Origin of the sequence: Citrobacter braakii (genome assembly GCF_002075345.1) — a bacterium.
Classification (GTDB): Bacteria; Pseudomonadota; Gammaproteobacteria; order Enterobacterales; family Enterobacteriaceae; genus Citrobacter; species Citrobacter braakii.
The window spans coordinates 24066-41492 of the sequence record NZ_NAEW01000002.1 but is presented as its reverse complement, the minus strand read 5'-3'; the positions used below and the strand labels follow the sequence as shown (position 1 = coordinate 41492).

The 17427-nt window shown below is 53.1% G+C and carries 17 protein-coding genes; 10 read left to right on the top strand and 7 right to left on the bottom strand.

Translation table 11 applies throughout. From position 1 onward, the window contains the following. Positions 1–34: 34 nt before the first annotated feature. Together BZK42_RS04570 and bglB are read left to right on the top strand one after the other, a co-directional pair. Positions 35–1621 (top strand): MFS transporter, encoded by a 1587-nt coding sequence (locus BZK42_RS04570; protein ID WP_016156807.1) that lies wholly within the window; start codon positions 35–37, stop codon positions 1619–1621. After that, the gene (gene bglB, locus BZK42_RS04565) at positions 1622–2761 is read left to right on the top strand and encodes a beta-galactosidase BglB (RefSeq protein ID WP_049283059.1); all 1140 of its coding nucleotides are present in this window, start codon (positions 1622–1624) and stop codon (positions 2759–2761) included. Here bglB and mrdA read toward each other — a convergent pair. Both mrdA and argS read right to left on the bottom strand, forming a co-directional pair. Then, a complete protein-coding gene (gene mrdA / locus BZK42_RS04560; protein WP_080858821.1) occupies positions 2733–4652 on the bottom strand; it encodes a penicillin-binding protein 2 in 1920 nt (639 codons plus the stop codon). The two genes, bglB and mrdA, sit on opposite strands and share 29 nt — an antisense overlap. Before the next feature lie 183 nt (positions 4653–4835). Further along, complete coding sequence (argS, locus tag BZK42_RS04555) at positions 4836–6569, bottom strand: arginine--tRNA ligase (protein WP_016153423.1); 1734 nt, start codon at positions 6567–6569, stop codon at positions 4836–4838. 238 nt (positions 6570–6807) lie between these two features. On the opposite strand from argS, the gene BZK42_RS04550 reads away from it, so the two are divergent. After that, complete coding sequence (locus BZK42_RS04550) at positions 6808–7374, top strand: VOC family protein (protein WP_080858820.1); 567 nt, start codon at positions 6808–6810, stop codon at positions 7372–7374. Between the two features lie 2 nt (positions 7375–7376). Further along, complete coding sequence (gene cutC / locus BZK42_RS04545; protein ID WP_080858819.1) at positions 7377–8123, top strand: copper homeostasis protein CutC; 747 nt, start codon at positions 7377–7379, stop codon at positions 8121–8123. A 167-nt stretch (positions 8124–8290) separates the two neighbouring features. Here the strand turns inward: cutC and cmoB are convergent, their stop codons facing one another. The 5 genes from cmoB to BZK42_RS04520 are packed head-to-tail and all read right to left on the bottom strand — an operon-like array spanning position 8291 to position 11869. Next, on the bottom strand, positions 8291–9259 hold the full coding sequence (gene cmoB, locus BZK42_RS04540; RefSeq protein WP_080858818.1) for a tRNA 5-methoxyuridine(34)/uridine 5-oxyacetic acid(34) synthase CmoB: 969 nt from the start codon (positions 9257–9259) through the stop codon (positions 8291–8293). After that, entirely contained in the window at positions 9256–9999 is a 744-nt protein-coding gene (cmoA, locus tag BZK42_RS04535; RefSeq protein ID WP_016153419.1) for a carboxy-S-adenosyl-L-methionine synthase CmoA, read from the bottom strand. The genes cmoB and cmoA overlap by 4 nt, the downstream gene beginning before the upstream one ends. 40 nt (positions 10000–10039) lie before the next feature. After that, the gene (locus BZK42_RS04530; RefSeq protein ID WP_016153418.1) at positions 10040–10435 is read right to left on the bottom strand and encodes an MAPEG family protein; all 396 of its coding nucleotides are present in this window, start codon (positions 10433–10435) and stop codon (positions 10040–10042) included. Positions 10436–10487: 52 nt separating this feature from the next. After that, positions 10488–11306: a DUF72 domain-containing protein gene (locus BZK42_RS04525; protein WP_080858817.1), complete on the bottom strand. Its 819-nt coding sequence runs from the start codon at positions 11304–11306 to the stop codon at positions 10488–10490. Next, positions 11303–11869 (bottom strand): hydrolase, encoded by a 567-nt coding sequence (locus BZK42_RS04520; protein ID WP_016153416.1) that lies wholly within the window; start codon positions 11867–11869, stop codon positions 11303–11305. The genes BZK42_RS04525 and BZK42_RS04520 overlap by 4 nt, the downstream gene beginning before the upstream one ends. Positions 11870–12133: 264 nt before the next feature. Between BZK42_RS04520 and aspS the strand changes: the two genes are divergently transcribed. The 6 genes from aspS (at position 12134) to ruvB (ending at position 17390) form a co-directional block, all read left to right on the top strand. Next, the gene (gene aspS / locus BZK42_RS04515; protein WP_016153415.1) at positions 12134–13906 is read left to right on the top strand and encodes an aspartate--tRNA ligase; all 1773 of its coding nucleotides are present in this window, start codon (positions 12134–12136) and stop codon (positions 13904–13906) included. A gap of 1 nt (position 13907) precedes the next feature. Beyond that, a complete protein-coding gene (gene nudB, locus BZK42_RS04510) occupies positions 13908–14351 on the top strand; it encodes a dihydroneopterin triphosphate diphosphatase (protein WP_016153414.1) in 444 nt (147 codons plus the stop codon). A gap of 28 nt (positions 14352–14379) precedes the next feature. Continuing rightward, complete coding sequence (locus BZK42_RS04505; RefSeq protein WP_016153413.1) at positions 14380–15123, top strand: YebC/PmpR family DNA-binding transcriptional regulator; 744 nt, start codon at positions 14380–14382, stop codon at positions 15121–15123. A gap of 34 nt (positions 15124–15157) precedes the next feature. Next, entirely contained in the window at positions 15158–15679 is a 522-nt protein-coding gene (ruvC, locus tag BZK42_RS04500) for a crossover junction endodeoxyribonuclease RuvC (RefSeq protein ID WP_003034867.1), read from the top strand. Between the two features lie 80 nt (positions 15680–15759). Beyond that, positions 15760–16371, top strand: a complete 612-nt coding sequence (gene ruvA, locus BZK42_RS04495; protein WP_016153412.1) for a Holliday junction branch migration protein RuvA — start codon at positions 15760–15762, stop codon at positions 16369–16371. An 8-nt stretch (positions 16372–16379) separates the two neighbouring features. Beyond that, positions 16380–17390 (top strand): Holliday junction branch migration DNA helicase RuvB, encoded by a 1011-nt coding sequence (gene ruvB, locus BZK42_RS04490; RefSeq protein ID WP_016153411.1) that lies wholly within the window; start codon positions 16380–16382, stop codon positions 17388–17390. Positions 17391–17427: the final 37 nt, after the last annotated feature.

Genomic DNA, 17427 nt, shown 5'->3' with positions numbered 1-17427 from the left:
CGGGGCCTCCCAATAATGTGCAGGGGTAACGGCAATGAATACACGTAAAATTGGGTTGGTTAACTATTTTGCCTACGGTTCGGGGGATTTTTTAGGCGCAGGCACCACGGCGTTAACCGCGGCCTGGCTACTCTATTTTTACACGACGTTCTGTGGCCTGACGCCAATCGAAGCAACCTTTATCTTCGCTACCGCCAGGGTGTTGGATGCTGTTGTTAGCCCATTAATGGGTTTTTTAACCGATAACTTTGGCTCCACCTGGCTCGGCAAACGCTTTGGGCGACGCAAGTTTTTTATTCTGTTGGGGATACCCTGTGTCTTTAGCTACTCACTAATGTGGGTGGGTGATATGGGGTTCTGGTACTACCTGCTCACCTATCTGATTTTTGACGTGGTCTACACCATGATTCTGGTGCCATACGAAACGCTGGTACCCGAAATGACCGATGACTTTAAACAGAAAACTAAATTCTCCGGCGCGCGCATTTCGATGGCGCAAATGTCTGCCATTCTGGCCTCATTCTTACCCGGCGTTCTGCTGACGCTGTTTGGCAAGGACAACCCCGTCTCTTTTTTCTACGCCAGCCTGGTGTTTTCTGTGCTGTGTGCACTGATGCTGACCTTCGTCTGGTTCTTTACCTGGGAACGCCCACGGGAAGAGTGGACTGAGGCGGCGCTGCGAGCCGAAGAAGAGAAGAAAAGTCTGACCTTGAGCCAGAGTATGAACCGTTTATTTGTGGAACTGAGTTCAACACTGCGCATCCGTATCTTTCGCCAGCATTTAGGAATGTATCTTGGCGGCTATATTGCCCAGGACGTCTTTAACGCCGTCTTTACTTACTATGTGGTGTTTGTGCTGATGCAGGAAGCATCGATGGCGTCAAACCTGCTGGGTACGATGGCTATCTTCCAGTTTATTGCCGTTATCGCCATGATCCCATTGTGCATCCGTTTCGGACCTGCGCCGTCTTATCGCATGGTGGTCGTCCTGTTTGGCCTCAGTTCACTCTCCTATGCGGGGCTGTATTACGCCGGATTAAGCGATGTTTATTCTCTGTTGCTATTGGTTTCCGCCGTTGCGGGTTTGGGACGCGGTGGTATCAACTACGTTCCCTGGAATATCTACACCTATATTGCCGACGTTGACGAAGTGATCACCGGTCAGCGTCGGGAAGGGATCTTCGCCGGCATTATGACGTTAACGCGTAAAGCGTCGCAGGCGGGAGCGGTGATGCTGGTGGGGATTGTGATGCAGTTGTCTGGTTTTGTCTCCGGTCAGAGCGCACAACCCGCGGCGGTCAGTCATACCATCCTGTTAATTCTGAGCTGCGGAACGCTGATTGTTCTGGCGATGGGTTTCCTGGTTTCCTTGCGCTTCAAACTGAACCTGCAAACGCACAGCACCCTGCGTGAAGAGACAGCAAAAATGCGTGAGTCCGGGCAACCCGTGCTGGAAGGACTTTCCGCTAAAGGACGCGCGACCGTAGAGATGCTATCGGGCATGCCTTATGAATCACTTTGGGGTAACAACAATATTGGTTACCTGAATCGTAATAAACCAGCGGCACCGAAACTGGAAAAGGGTGCTGTATTGAATTCGACATTGACAGAGGTTAAGTAAATGATTGTTTATCCGGTTAAACATAGCCCATTGTTGCGCCAGCCAGAACATTTTATTGCCAGGGATGAATTAAAAGCGTTGATCAAAAAGGTGACGCATAACCTGGTCAATATTCATGACGAGACCGGCGAGTTCTTGCTACGTCTGGATGACGGACGCGTTATTGATACCAAAGGCTGGGCGGGATGGGAGTGGACGCACGGCATCGGCTTGTACGGGATGTATCAGTATTATCAGCAAACCGGCGATGCCACGATGCGCGATATTATCGACAACTGGTTTGCCGATCGCTTTGCGGAAGGTGCAACGACCAAAAACGTTAACACCATGGCGCCGTTTTTAACGCTGGCATATCGCTATGAAGAGACGCGTAATCCCGCGTATCTGCCGTGGCTCGACAGCTGGGCTGAGTGGGCAATGCATGATATGCCGCGTACCCAATTCGGCGGTATGCAGCACATTACGCTGGCGGAAGAAAATCACCAGCAGATGTGGGATGACACGTTGATGATGACGGTCTTACCGCTGGCGAAGATTGGCAAGTTGCTCAACCGTCCCGAGTATATTGAAGAGGCAACCTATCAGTTCCTGCTGCACGTGCAAAACCTGATGGATAAAGAAACGGGGCTGTGGTTCCACGGCTGGAGCTATGAAGGACAGCATAACTTCGCCAACGCTCGCTGGGCGCGTGGCAACAGCTGGTTAACTATAGTCATCCCGGATTTCCTCGAATTACTTGATTTGCCGGAAAACAATGCAGTGCACCGCTATCTGGTGCAGGTTTTGAACGCGCAAATCGCGGCGTTGGCGAAGTGCCAGGATGAAAGCGGACTGTGGCACACCTTGCTGGACGACCCGCAGTCGTATCTGGAAGCCTCGGCAACCGCCGGATTTGCCTATGGGATCCTCAAAGCGGTACGTAAACGCTATGTCGGACAAGACTATGCGGCTGTAGCCGAAAAAGCGATCAGAGGCATTGTGCAACATATTTCGCCGGAAGGTGAATTGCTGCATACCTCGTTTGGTACCGGGATGGGCCACAATCTCGATTTCTACCGCAACATCCCACGGACCTCCATGCCTTACGGTCAGGCGATGGCGATGCTGTGCCTTACCGAATACTTGCGTAAGTATTTTTGATATCGGTGTCCGATGGCGTTGCGGCTATCGGACCCGCTTGAGCATCGTCGCCCTGCGCAGCAAACAGATGATCCATGATTTGACGCATGACTGGTGCGGCGGTGACGCCATCGCTGCCGCCGTTTTCCAGAATTAACGCTATGGCGACTTTCGGGTTCTTATATGGCGCAAATGCGGTATAGAACACGTGGTCGCGCAGACGCACGGGGATCATTTTCGCATCGTAGGTCTGATTTTCTTTCAGGCTAAAGACCTGTGATGTGCCACTTTTCGCTGCAATGCCGTAAGGCGCGGTGTGAAAGAACTTATAACCGGTACCGTTTGGCTCATTCGCCATGCCGAACATCGCTTGACGCACCAGCCCCCAGTAGGGGGACGAAGCAGAGGCAATTTGTGACGGTGCTTCGGGAGCCTGGTACGGCGTGATGACTTTTCCGCTCTCTTCATCACGTAGCAGGTGAGGGGCGATAACCTTGCCGTTGTTAATCAGCGCGACCATGGCTTTAACCATCTGGATCGGCGTGGCAATCCAGTAGCCCTGGCCGATGCCAACCGAAATGGTATCTCCCTGATACCAGGCTTTTTTATGCACTTTCTGCTTCCATTCGCGGCTCGGGAGCAGGCCGTTATACTCCTCACCAAGATCGATGCCGGTCGGCTTGCCATAGCCAAACTGGCTGAGCATGCTGTTAATACGGTCAATCCCCATCATATATGCCACCTGATAAAAGAACGTGTCGGCAGATTCTTCAATTGCTTTGGTGACATCCAGCATACCGTGGCCCGTTTTTTTCCAGTCACGGTAATGTCGCTCAGTGCCGGGGAGCGTCCAGGTGGGGGCGCCGAAGAAACGGGTCTGCGGCGTGATCACGCCGTCCAGTAATGCTGACATCGCCATATACGGTTTGACCGTGGAGGCAGGAGGATACAACCCCTGCGTGACGCGGTTGATTAACGGCAGGTCCTTATCCTGAAGCAGCTTGTTATAGTCCTGATAGCTGATACCTTTGACAAATGGATTGGGGTCATAGCTGGGGTTCGAAACCATTGCCAGCACGGAACCGTCATGCGGATCCTCAACCAAAACGGCGGCCCGCTGGCCCACTAACAGACTCTCAATATATTGCTGTAAATGGAGGTCCAGCGTCAGGTGGATATCTTTTCCGGCAACGGGCGGCACATCTTTGATCAGGCGTACGATGCGTCCGTGGTTATCAACTTCGACCTCCTGATAACCGGTTTTCCCATGCAGTTCATTTTCATAGTAGTGCTCAATACCCTGCTTACCGATGTTGTGATCGGCGGCGTAGTTCTCTGTCAGGCCTTTTTGATCCAGCGCTTTCAGGTCGTTGTCATTGATTTTTGACACATAGCCAAGGACATGCGCCAGCGCTGCGCCATAAGGGTACTGGCGGTCTTCATAGCTATTGATATTGACGCCGCTGAAATGAAACTGGTTAACCGAGAAGCGGGCGATTTCCACATCGGTCAGCGCATTTTTTAGCACGACCGGGCGATAGCGGCTGCTGGCTTTCAGCGCATGGCGAAACTGGTCAATGTCATCAGGAGTGAGGTCAATGATAGGCGTGAGCTGCCTGATCAGGGCATTCATATCACTGATTTTATAAGGCGTAACGGAAATGTCGTACCAGGTTACGTTGCGCACCAGCGGGATGCCGTTGCGATCGTAAATCATGCCACGCGTCGGGGCCACGGGCAGCATTTTGATGTCGTTTGCATTCGAGCGGGTGGTGTAATACTGGTGCTGACAGATTTGTAAGTTGTAGAGATTGTAAATCAGGATGCCAAAGCAGATGACCACCAGGCCAAAGGCCACCAATACACGCCGCTGGAAGAGTTTTTCCTCCGCCTCAAAATCTCTGAATGTCATTGACCCGTACCCGATTAATTCGCCGCCTCATGATACGGAGGCTTAAACGGGATGACAGGCAAAAAATGTTCCATATCTCTACGGAAATGTGTCATTCCTTGTGAGTTGTTACAGATGGCCTGTTACAGAAATAAAAAAGGCCTGAGTCCGAATTTCGGAGTCAGGCCTGATAGATGAGCTGATTTACATACGTTCTACGGTTTCGATACCCAGCGTATCCAGACCCAGCTTCAGGGTTTTCGCCGTCAACTGTGCCAGTTTCAGGCGGCTGTTACGAATCTCTTCGTTTTCAGCGCTGAGGATAGGGCAGTGCTCGTAGAAGCCGGAGAACAGACCGGCAACGTCGTACAGGTAAGCACACATCACGTGCGGCGTACCTTCACGTGCAACAACGGTCAGCGTTTCTTCAAACTGCAGCAGACGCGCTGCCAGCTGAGCCTCGCGATCTTCACTGATAATCACCTGCGCATTTGCCAGCGCGCTTTCGTCGATATCCGCTTTACGGAACACGGACAGTACGCGGGTGTAAGCGTACTGCATATACGGCGCAGTATTCCCTTCGAACGCCAGCATATTGTCCCAGTCGAAGATGTAGTCGGTGGTACGGTTTTTGGACAGATCGGCATATTTCACCGCGCCGATACCGACCGCATTAGCCAGTTTTTCCAGCTCGTCGGCAGGCATGTCCGGGTTCTTCTCCGCTACCAGACGGCGTGCGCGTTCCAGCGCTTCATCCAGCAGATCGGCCAGTTTAACCGTGCCGCCCGCGCGGGTTTTGAACGGCTTGCCGTCTTTACCCAGCATCATACCGAACATGTGGTGTTCCAGCGGCACAGAGTCCGGCACATAACCGGCTTTACGCACGATGGTCCAGGCCTGCATTAAGTGCTGATGCTGACGGGAGTCGATGTAATAAAGTACGCGGTCGGCATGCAGCGTTTCATAACGGTACTTGGCGCAGGCGATGTCGGTCGTGGTGTAGAGATAGCCGCCATCTTTCTTCTGAATGATTACGCCCATCGGTTCACCTTCCTTGTTCTTATACTCATCAAGGAATACGACGGTAGCGCCTTCGCTTTCAACAGCCAGGCCTTTAGCTTTGAGATCGGCCACGATGCCAGGCAGCATCGGGTTGTACAGGCTTTCACCCATGACGTCGTCACGGGTCAGGGTGACGTTCAGGCGATCGTAGGTTAACTGGTTTTGCGACATGGTGATGTCGACCAGTTTGCGCCACATCTCACGGAAGTACTCGTCGCCGCCTTGCAGCTTCACGACATAACTCCGGGCACGTTCCGCGAAGGCTTCATCTTCGTCGTAATGTTTTTTCGCATCACGGTAGAAACCTTCAAGGTCAGCCAGCGCCATCTCGCCAGCATTTTCCTGCTGCTGTTTTTCCAGCCATGCGATGAGCATACCGAACTGAGTACCCCAGTCGCCGACGTGGTTGGCGCGGATAACATTGTGACCGAGGAACTCCAGCGTACGCACCGCAGCGTCACCGATGATGGTGGAACGCAGGTGACCAACGTGCATCTCTTTCGCTACGTTAGGTGCGGAGTAATCAACCACAACGGTTTGTTTAGCCGGTTGGGTGACGCCCAGACGATCGGAAGCCAGCGCCTGCTGAACGTGCTGCGCCAGAAATGCCGGATCGAGAAAAATATTGATAAAGCCCGGGCCTGCAATTTCAACTTTGCTGGCGATCCCGTTGAGATCCAAATGAGTCAGCACCTGCTCAGCCAGTTGTCGCGGCGCCATACCCAGTTTTTTAGCGACAGCCATCATACCGTTAGCCTGATAGTCGCCGAACTGTACTTTTGCTGACTGACGAACCTGCGGTTCGCAATCTGCAGGCGCGCCTGCAGCAATCATGGCCTGACTGACTTTTTCTGAGAGAAGAGCCTGAATATTCACCGGAATACCTTACATTTATGAAGCGGCTTAAAATGCACCGCACCAGTTTAAGAATTAAGGGCGGGAGTATACTGCAAATGCCCGTTGCCGTCAGCATTGCGAGTATCGCCAGCAGCCTGAAATATAAACATTGTCATTACGTATAATTATTCATATTGCGCTTAAGAAAATCAGCAGTTGGTTGGGGCTGCGCAACAGGGTAAATTAGCGGCTTTGAATATGGATATGAGCTTTCATTATGGCGAACTGGCAAACAGTTGCAGAACTGCATGATATTTCCGCAGATTTACCGCATTTCATTCAGGCGTTAATGGATCTTTCCACTCGCCTTGGGCTGGATGTCTCATCGCTTGAAGCCGATCACATTTCTCTGCGTTGTCATCAAAATACCACCGCAGAGCGCTGGCGTCGTGGGTTTGAACAGTGCGGCGAATTGATGTCAGAAAATATCATCAATGGCCGACCGATTTGCTTGTTCAAACTCGATGAGCCAGTTTGTGTGCAACACTGGCAATTTACTATCGTAGAACTGCCGTGGCCGGGCGAAAAGCGTTATCCGCATGAAGGCTGGGAGCATGTTGAAATTGTTCTGCCGGGTGAGGTGGAGACGCTGAATGCACGAGCGCTGGCGCTGCTTTCAGATCACGGGCTGAGCCAGCCGGGCATATTTGTAAAAACCAGTTCGCCAAAAGGCGAGCGTGAGCGTTTACCGAATCCAACGCTGGCGGTCAGCGATGGCAGTGTGACGATAAAATTCCATCCGTGGTCGATTGAAGCCATTGTGGCAAGCGAACGTCAGGAGTGAGTATGGCATTACTGGAAATCTGCTGTTACAGCATGGAGTGCGCGCGCACGGCGCAGCAAAACGGCGCGGATCGCATTGAGCTTTGCTCGGCGCCCAAAGAGGGGGGCTTAACGCCGTCCCTGGGCGTCTTGCGTTCGGTTCGCCAGCATATCTCGATTCCGGTCAATCCCATTATTCGCCCACGCGGGGGCGACTTTTGTTACACCGACGGTGAATTCGCTGCAATGCTGGATGATATTGCAATGGTAAGAGATCTGGGGTTCTCAGGGTTGGTAACCGGCATTTTAGATGCAGAGGGTGATGTCGATATGCCGCGCATGGAGAAAATAATGATCGCGGCGGGACCGCTGCACGTCACTTTTCATCGGGCCTTTGACATGTGCGCTAACCCACTCAATGCGCTAAAAAAATTAGCTGATTTGGGCATCGCCAGAGTGCTGACTTCCGGGCAAAAATCAGATGCGGCGCAAGGTTTAACAAAAATTATGGAACTTATTGCGCAGGGGGATGCTCCAATCATTATGGCCGGAGCGGGGGTTCGCGCCTCGAATTTGTCCCTGTTCCTTGATGCTGGAGTGCAGGAAGTCCACAGTTCTGCCGGAGTATGGCTGGCTTCCCCCATGCGTTATCGCAATTCGGGGTTGTCGATGTCTTCGGATGCACAGGCGGATGAGTATTCACGCTATGCAGTAGACGGGGCGGCGGTTGCGGAAATGAAAGCAATCATTGCACACCACCAGGCCAGCTGATTTTTACCGTTGCATCATGTCGCCCAATATGATGCTTGCTCGTACCAGGCCCCTGCAATTTCAACAGGGGCCTTTTTTTATCCTGCATATTTCAAGCCGCAACGGAGCTGTCTGCCTTGCTGCAAGTTGAACTATTTTGCAGAAAGAGTGCTATCAGGCAAAAATGATTACGGCTTACGTGCAATCAATACCGCGCGTAATGGGGCCGGGTAGCCTTCCACCGTTTTGCTGTGATCGTTCGGGTCGAGGAAGTCGGCCAGTGATTCGGTTATCATCCACTCGGTGCGGCGCTGCTCTTCGGTGGTGGTGACGCAGACATCAGCAATGCGCACATCAACAAACCCACTTTTTTCCAGCCAGTTTTTTAACGCCAGCGCAGAAGGAATAAAGTAAACGTTACGCATCTGCGCGTAGCGATCGCCCGGCACCAGTACGGTATTTTCATCACCTTCGACGACCAGCGTTTCCAGTACCAGTTCGCCATCTTTCACCAACTGATCCTTCAACTGCCACAGGTGTTCCAGCGGTGAACGGCGGTGATAAAGCACTCCCATGGAGAATACGGTATCAAAGGCGTTGAGCGCCGGAAGCTGCTCAATACCCAGCGGCAGCAGGTGAGCGCGTTGGTCATTGCCCAGCAGTTTACGCACTGCCTCGAACTGGCACAGAAACAGCTGGGTAGGATCGATGCCAACCGCCAGATGCGCCCCCGCGCCAATCATGCGCCACATGTGATATCCACTCCCGCAGCCGACATCAAGAATGGTGCGCCCGGTGAGGTCAGACAAGTGCGGCAGAACGCGATCCCATTTCCAGTCCGAGCGCCACTCGGTATCTATATTGACGCCGTACAACGAGTACGGCCCTTTACGCCATGGCATCAGGTTACGCATCAGGGTGTCGATACGTTTGAGCTGACCGTCGCTGAGCGGCTCATCGCTTTCGGCGGTAACGCTATGCAGTAAGTCCAGGCGATGCGGCGTCAGCTCGGGCAGAAACTCGACCGCATTTGACCACTGCTTAAACAAGCCGTGCTGATCGCGCTGCCAGGTCGCGATTTGCGCCGGGAGCGTTTCCAGCCAATGGGAAAGGTGATTTTTGGCAATCAGTTGATAAAAGTTACCAAAGTCGATCATGCGCTAACCTCAGCTTTCAGTGCCACCAGAGAACCAAAGTTAAAGCACTGGAACCACAATTCGCTGTGTTCAAAGCCCGCCTGATGCAGTCTCGCTTTGTGCGTTTCGACCGAATCGGTCAGCATCACGTTCTCCAGCATGCTGCGCTTTTGGCTGATTTCCAGCTCGCTATAGCCATTTGCCCGTTTGAAATCGTGGTGCATGTTGAACAGCAGCTCGCCAACGTTAGCGTCTTCGAAACTGAATTTTTCAGACAGTACCAGCGCGCCGCCGGGGTTCAGCCCCTGATAAATCTTATCCAACAATGCCTGGCGCTCAGGTGGCTCAAGGAATTGCAGGGTAAAATTCAGCACCACCATCGAGGCGTTTTCGATAGTAATGTTGCGAATATCGCCTTCGACAACGTCAACCGGTGTCGGCGCTTTATAGGCGTCAATATGACGGCGGCAGCGCTCAACCATGGCCGGGGAGTTATCAACGGCAATAATTTTGCAATTCTCGTGATGAATATTGCGACGCACCGAGAGCGTCGCCGCGCCCAGAGAACAGCCCAGATCGTAGACCTGTGTGTTGGGCTGTACGAAACGTTCGGCCAACATCCCAATCATAGAAATGATATTGGAATAGCCAGGAACGGATCGTTGGATCATATCCGGGAAGACTTCAGCTACCCGTTCATCAAAGGTCCAGTCACCCAGACTGGCGATAGGCGCAGAAAAAAGCGTGTCGCGGTGAGACATAACGTAAAAATCCGGGAAAAATAAAGTGGCGTATTGTGCGCTAATGCAGGGAGAAAACCAACTCCCAGGGCATATACCAAAGATTCGCCAGCACCATTAGCAACAGCGAACACCAGGTCGCGCTCATGCCTGAACGGCGCCAGCGGAAAAGCCGGTGATGGAATCCGTAATAATGCATCAATCGTCCGGCAATCAAAATCAGCCCGCAAATATGCACCATCCACGTTTCTGCGCCGTTCATTTCCATAAATAACAGCAGCACCAATGCGACGGGAATATATTCCACCGCATTACCGTGAATGCGGATAGCGCTTTGTAGTTCGCTAAAACCTCCGTCACCATATGCAACGCGGTATTGCATGCGCAGGCGAACGACGTCAAAGGAGAACTTAATTAACAATAACGCACCCAATACGGCATAAAGCGCGCTTACCATACAAACTCCCTTTTAAAATGGCTGATGGCATTGACTATGATAGGTGGCATTTTCAGAAAAGAGAAGATTGCTGTGGAATAGACGGCGCTGATCCGATCTCTGGCAGGGCGCTGCGTAAATTTGCCCATAGCGTATCGACAAGCTCCGGGGCCTGCGCAATATCCGGGGTATGTAAAAACAGATACGGCGTTGTGGTTTGTTGCCATTGCGACAGCTTGGTCAGCCAGACGGCAAAAAGCGCGCTGTTTTGTGCCATATTATCGCTGCCGATAAAGCGTACCATCGGATGGTTTGCCGTCACCACTGCATGCACCGGAACCTTTGGCTTCTTGCGCTGGGCGTCACGTATCGCTTCAGTATGTGGTATTGCGGCATGTACCGGTCGACTGTCCAGAATCACCCGATTTACCCTGCGCTCATGTAGGCCTCGATTGAATCGTTGCTCTGTTTCGCCTTTGGCAAAGAAGTCCGGATGGCGAACTTCCACACCGTAGGTAAAGGATTTGGGGAGCGCATCGAGAAACTGCCACAAGGCTGGCAGGTCGTGCGGGCCAAAAGTTGCGGGTAATTGCAGCCAGTATTGCCCAATGCGTGATTCAAGTGGCGACATGCGCGTGAAAAACTCGTGTACCAGGTCATCGCAATTACGCAGCGCGGCCTGATGCGAAATGGTGGCCGGAAACTTAAAACAAAATCGAAACGCATCGGTAGTCTGCGCATGCCAGCGGGCCACAATGTCGGCTTTTGGCAGCGCGTACAGCGTGGTATTGCCCTCCACACAGTTAAAGTGGCGGGCATACTCTTCAAGGCTGGTGATCCCCAGACGCACCCATTTGGGATGCGCCCACTGGGGTAAACCGATATAAATCATAGCGCTTGCAGGATCTCGTCCACGCTGCGTACGCGTGCGATACGCGGGAAAATATGCGTCATGCTGCCCTGATGTTGCTCAGCGCTGGCGGCACTACAGGCGTTTTCTGCAACGATCAGATTAAAACCCAGCTCCCACGCATTTCGCGCCGTTGACTCCACGCCAATATTTGTGGAAATGCCGCACAGGACGATGGTCTCGATGCCCCGACGACGCAGTTGTAATTCCAGATCGGTGCCGTAGAAAGCTCCCCACTGGCGTTTGGTCACTTCGAGGTCGCTGGCGCATTTACCCAGAGCGCCCGGGTAATTCCACCAGTTTTCGGGTAACGCTTTGGCCGGAGCGTGAGCATCAACTGGCTGTTTCAGCGCTTCGGCATAATCGTCAGACCAGCCGACGCGCACCATTACCACCGGGGAACCGTGGGCACGGAATTTTTCCGCCAACTGCGCGGCGCGGGCAACCACGTCGTTTGCCGAGTATGGGCCGCCAGCGAAAGGCAGGATACCTTCCTGTAGATCAATAACAACAAGAGCGGTTGTTTTTGCGTTCAGTTCCAGCATGATCACTCCAGTAAAAAAAGAATTCCGTTACACCTTAATCGCGAATCAGTGTGAAAGGGACGACAATTTTTGTTATTTTTTGTGAGATTACGCAATGCCCGTCCAGGAAACAGGCGTACAGTCAGTACCGGACTTATCGTGCGGCAGAATTTCCAGTATAATAGCCGCCTTTTTTCATTCAGTTGTGACATTCAGCTAAAGCTGCGACTTCGTCACCTGCGAGACAGGTGACAATCCGCCTGCGGCAAAGTTAAGGGATATCTCATGCGTACAGAATATTGCGGACAGCTACGTCTGTCCCACGAGGGGCAGCAGGTGACTCTGTGTGGTTGGGTCAACCGTCGTCGTGATCTTGGTAGCCTGATCTTTATCGATATGCGCGACCGCGAAGGTATCGTGCAGGTATTTTTCGATCCGGACCGTGCGGATGCGTTAAAGCTGGCCTCCGAACTGCGTAATGAGTTCTGTATCCAGGTTACGGGCACCGTGCGTGCGCGTGACGCGAAAAACGTCAACGCCGATATGGCGACTGGCGAAATTGAAGTGCTGGCCTCCGATCTGACCATCATCAACCGTTCAGACTCGCTGCCGCTGGACTCTAACCATGTAAACACCGAAGAAGCGCGACTGAAGTATCGCTACCTGGATCTGCGTCGCCCTGAAATGGCGCAGCGCCTGAAAACGCGTGCCAAAATTACCAGCCTGGTGCGTCGTTTTATGGACGATCACGGCTTCCTCGACATCGAAACTCCGATGCTGACCAAAGCTACGCCGGAAGGCGCGCGCGATTACCTGGTTCCTTCTCGTGTTCATAAAGGTAAGTTCTACGCGCTGCCGCAGTCTCCTCAGCTGTTTAAACAGCTGCTGATGATGTCCGGTTTTGACCGCTACTATCAGATCGTAAAATGCTTCCGTGATGAAGACTTACGTGCTGACCGTCAGCCTGAATTTACTCAGATCGACGTTGAGACTTCCTTCATGACCGCGCCGCAGGTGCGTGAAGTGATGGAAGCGCTGGTGCGTAACCTGTGGCTGGAAGTTAAAGGTGTGGATCTGGGTGATTTCCCGATCATGACCTTTGCCGAAGCCGAGCGTCGTTACGGTTCTGATAAACCAGACCTGCGTAACCCGATGGAACTGGTTGACGTTGCCGATCTGGTGAAAGGCGTTGAGTTCGCCGTGTTCTCTGGTCCGGCGAACGATGCGAAAGGCCGCGTGGCTGCCCTGCGTGTACCGGGCGGTGCGAGCTTAAGCCGTAAGCAGATCGACGATTACGGTAACTTTATTAAGATTTACGGCGCGAAAGGTCTGGCTTACATCAAAGTCACCGAGCGTGCGAAAGGCCTGGAAGGCATCACCAGCCCGGTTGCTAAGTTCCTGAACGCAGAAATCGTAGACGCGATTCTGGAGCGTACCGGTGCGCAAGACGGCGACATGATTTTCTTCGGTGCCGACAACAAGAAAGTGGTGGCCGACGCGATGGGCGCGCTGCGTCTGAAACTGGGCAAAGACCTGAACATTACCGACGAAGCCAAATGGGCGCCGCTGTGGGTTATCGACTTCCCGATGTTTGAAGACGATGGTGAAGGCGGGCTGACCGCGATGCACCACCCGTTCACCGCGCCAAAAGACATGACTGCCGCTGAGCTGAAAGCTGCGCCGGAAGACGCGGTTGCCAACGCGTACGATATGGTCATCAACGGCTATGAAGTGGGCGGTGGTTCCGTGCGTATTCACAACGGTGATATGCAGCAGACCGTATTCGGTATTCTGGGCATTAACGAGCAAGAACAGCGCGAGAAATTCGGCTTCCTGCTGGATGCGCTAAAATACGGTACACCGCCGCATGCGGGCCTGGCGTTTGGTCTGGATCGCTTGACGATGCTGCTGACCGGTACTGACAACATTCGTGACGTTATTGCCTTCCCGAAAACCACCGCTGCAGCGTGTCTGATGACTGAAGCGCCAAGCTTTGCCAACGAAGCCGCGCTGGCGGAACTGAGCATTCAGGTTGTTAAGAAGGCTGAGAATAACTGATATGAGATACAAACAGCCTGTCTCGGTGTTAGTCGTGATTTATGCAAAGGACACCGGGAGAGTGCTGATGTTACAGCGACGCGACGATCCTGATTTCTGGCAGTCGGTCACCGGCAGCCTTGAAGAGGGTGAAACCGCGTCGCAAGCCGCGATGCGCGAAGTAAAGGAAGAGGTCGCCATTGATGTTGCGACTGAGCAACTGACCTTAATTGACTGTCAGCGCACGGTGGAGTTTGAGATTTTTAGCCATTTACGTCATCGCTATGCGCCGGGAATTGAGCGTAATACTGAATCCTGGTTTTGCCTGGCACTTCCCTCTGAACGAGAGATCGTGTTCACCGAACATCTGACCTACCGTTGGGTTAATGCGCACGAAGCCGCGCAGTTAACCAAGTCGTGGAGTAACCGGCAGGCGATTGAAGAGTTTGTAATTAACGTCGCCTGAAAAGGCGCGCTTTTTGGAGAGATTATTTATGGCAGGTCATAGTAAATGGGCCAACACCAGACATCGTAAAGCAGCGCAGGATGCTAAACGCGGTAAAATTTTCACCAAAATCATTCGTGAGCTGGTGACGGCAGCCAAACTGGGCGGCGGCGATCCGGATGCTAACCCACGTCTGCGCGCCGCGGTTGATAAAGCGCTGGCAAATAACATGACCCGTGACACCCTGAACCGTGCAATCGCGCGTGGTGTTGGTGGCGACGATGATGCGAACATGGAAACCATCATCTATGAAGGTTACGGTCCTGGCGGAACAGCCGTTATGATTGAGTGTCTGTCTGACAACCGTAACCGTACCGTTGCGGAAGTGCGTCACGCATTCACTAAAACGGGCGGCAACCTCGGTACCGACGGTTCCGTAGCTTACCTGTTCAGCAAAAAAGGCGTGATCTCTTTTGAACAAGGCGACGAAGACGCCATTATGGAAGCGGCACTGGAAGCGGGCGCTGAAGACGTTGTGACCTTCGACGATGGCGCGATTGACGTTTACACCGCGTGGGAAGAGATGGGCAAAGTGCGTGATGCGCTGGAAGCGGCTGGTCTGAAAGCGGACGCGGCTGAAGTGTCTATGATCCCCTCCACCAAAGCGGATATGGATGCAGAAACGGCACCGAAGCTGATGCGTCTGATCGATATGCTGGAAGACTGCGACGACGTGCAGGAAGTTTACCACAACGGCGAAATCTCCGATGAGGTTGCTGCAACGCTCGAATGATGTGGTTAAGCCATAAACTAACAGGAGATGCGTGATGTCTATCATTCTCGGCATTGACCCGGGGTCGCGCATCACCGGTTATGGCGTAATCCGTCAGGTCGGCAGACAGCTGACCTACCTCGGTAGCGGCTGCATTCGCACCAAAGTCGACGATCTTCCATCACGTCTGAAGTTGATTTATGCGGGCGTGACGGAAATCATCACCCAGTTCCAGCCCGACTATTTTGCCATTGAGCAGGTCTTTATGGCGAAGAATGCCGACTCGGCGCTAAAGCTGGGGCAGGCGCGCGGCGTGGCGATCGTTGCGGCTACCAATCAGGATCTTCCGGTTTTTGAATACGCGGCCCGCCAGGTAAAACAGACCGTGGTAGGTATCGGCAGCGCGGAAAAAAGCCAGGTTCAGCATATGGTGCGCACGCTGCTAAAACTCCCGGCAAATCCGCAGGCGGATGCCGCGGATGCGCTGGCGATTGCTATTACCCATTGCCACGTCAGCCAGAACGCCATGCAAATGAGCGAGTCGCGGCTGAATCTGGCGCGAGGTCGGTTACGTTAGTGATAAATGAGGCTGGATATCTATCCAGCCTTTTTTTATGATAGCGCATTACCTTTTAGCCCTTAACGCAGGAGCGTCACGTGATAGGCAGACTCAGAGGCATCATTCTTGAAAAACAACCCCCGCTGGTCCTTCTGGAAACCGGCGGAGTAGGCTATGAAGTCCATATGCCGATGACCTGTTTCTACGAGTTGCCGGAAGCCGGGCAGGAAGCGATTATCTTCACCCATTTTGTGGTGCGTGAAGACGCTCAACTGCTATATGGTTTTAACAACAAACAAGAACGCACGCTGTTTAAAGAGTTAATCAAAACCAATGGCGTGGGGCCGAAGCTGGCGCTGGCGATCCTCTCCGGTATGTCTGCACAGCAGTTCGTTAATGCCGTTGAGCGCGAAGAGCTTGGCGCGCTGGTGAAATTACCGGGCATAGGTAAGAAAACCGCAGAGCGTTTGATTGTGGAAATGAAAGACCGCTTTAAAGGCCTGCATGGCGATCTCTTCACGCCGGCGGCGGACCTGGTCCTGACCTCTCCAGCCAGTCCTGCAACGGATGACGCCGAGCAGGAAGCGGTTGCTGCGCTGGTGGCGTTAGGCTATAAACCACAGGAAGCCAGCCGCATGGTGAGCAAAATTGCTCGCCCTGATGCCAGCAGTGAAACCCTGATTCGTGAAGCGCTTCGCGCGGCATTGTGAGGTAAAGGATGATTGAAGCAGATCGCCTGATTTCGGCTGTCAGCACGACCCCTGAAGATCTGGTGGATCGCGCGATCCGCCCCAAATTGCTGGAAGAGTATATTGGCCAGCCTCAGGTGCGTTCGCAAATGGAGATTTTTATCCAGGCGGCGAAGCTGCGCGGTGAAGCCCTCGATCACCTGCTGATTTTCGGTCCTCCAGGTCTCGGTAAAACCACGCTTGCCAATATTGTTGCCAATGAAATGGGCGTTAATCTGCGCACCACTTCCGGTCCGGTACTGGAAAAAGCGGGCGATCTGGCGGCAATGCTCACCAACCTTGAACCGCACGATGTGCTGTTTATCGATGAAATCCATCGCCTGTCACCGGTGGTGGAAGAGGTGCTGTATCCGGCGATGGAAGATTATCAGCTGGATATCATGATTGGCGAAGGACCAGCCGCACGTTCGATTAAGATCGATCTGCCGCCGTTTACCCTGATCGGGGCGACGACGCGCGCCGGTTCGTTAACGTCTCCGCTGCGTGACCGCTTCGGTATTGTACAGCGCCTGGAATTCTATCAGGTGGCAGACCTGCAGCACATTGTTGGACGCAGCGCCCGCTTTATGGGACTGGAAATGAGCGATGAAGGCGCATTGGAAGTGGCACGCCGCGCCCGTGGTACGCCGCGTATCGCCAACCGTTTATTACGCCGGGTACGCGACTTCTCCGAAGTGAAGCATGACGGCACAATTTCAGCAGATATCGCCGCTCAGGCACTGGATATGCTCAATGTGGATGCGGAAGGATTCGATTATATGGACCGTAAGCTGCTGCTGGCGGTTATCGATAAATTCTTCGGCGGACCGGTAGGACTGGATAACCTGGCGGCGGCGATTGGGGAAGAGCGTGAAACCATTGAGGACGTGCTGGAGCCGTATCTGATTCAGCAAGGTTTTCTGCAGCGAACTCCGCGCGGACGTATGGCAACGGTGCGGGCGTGGAACCACTTTGGCATTACACCGCCGGAAATGCCATAAGATCCAATAATCCCTAATGGCGCTACGCCTGGCAGGC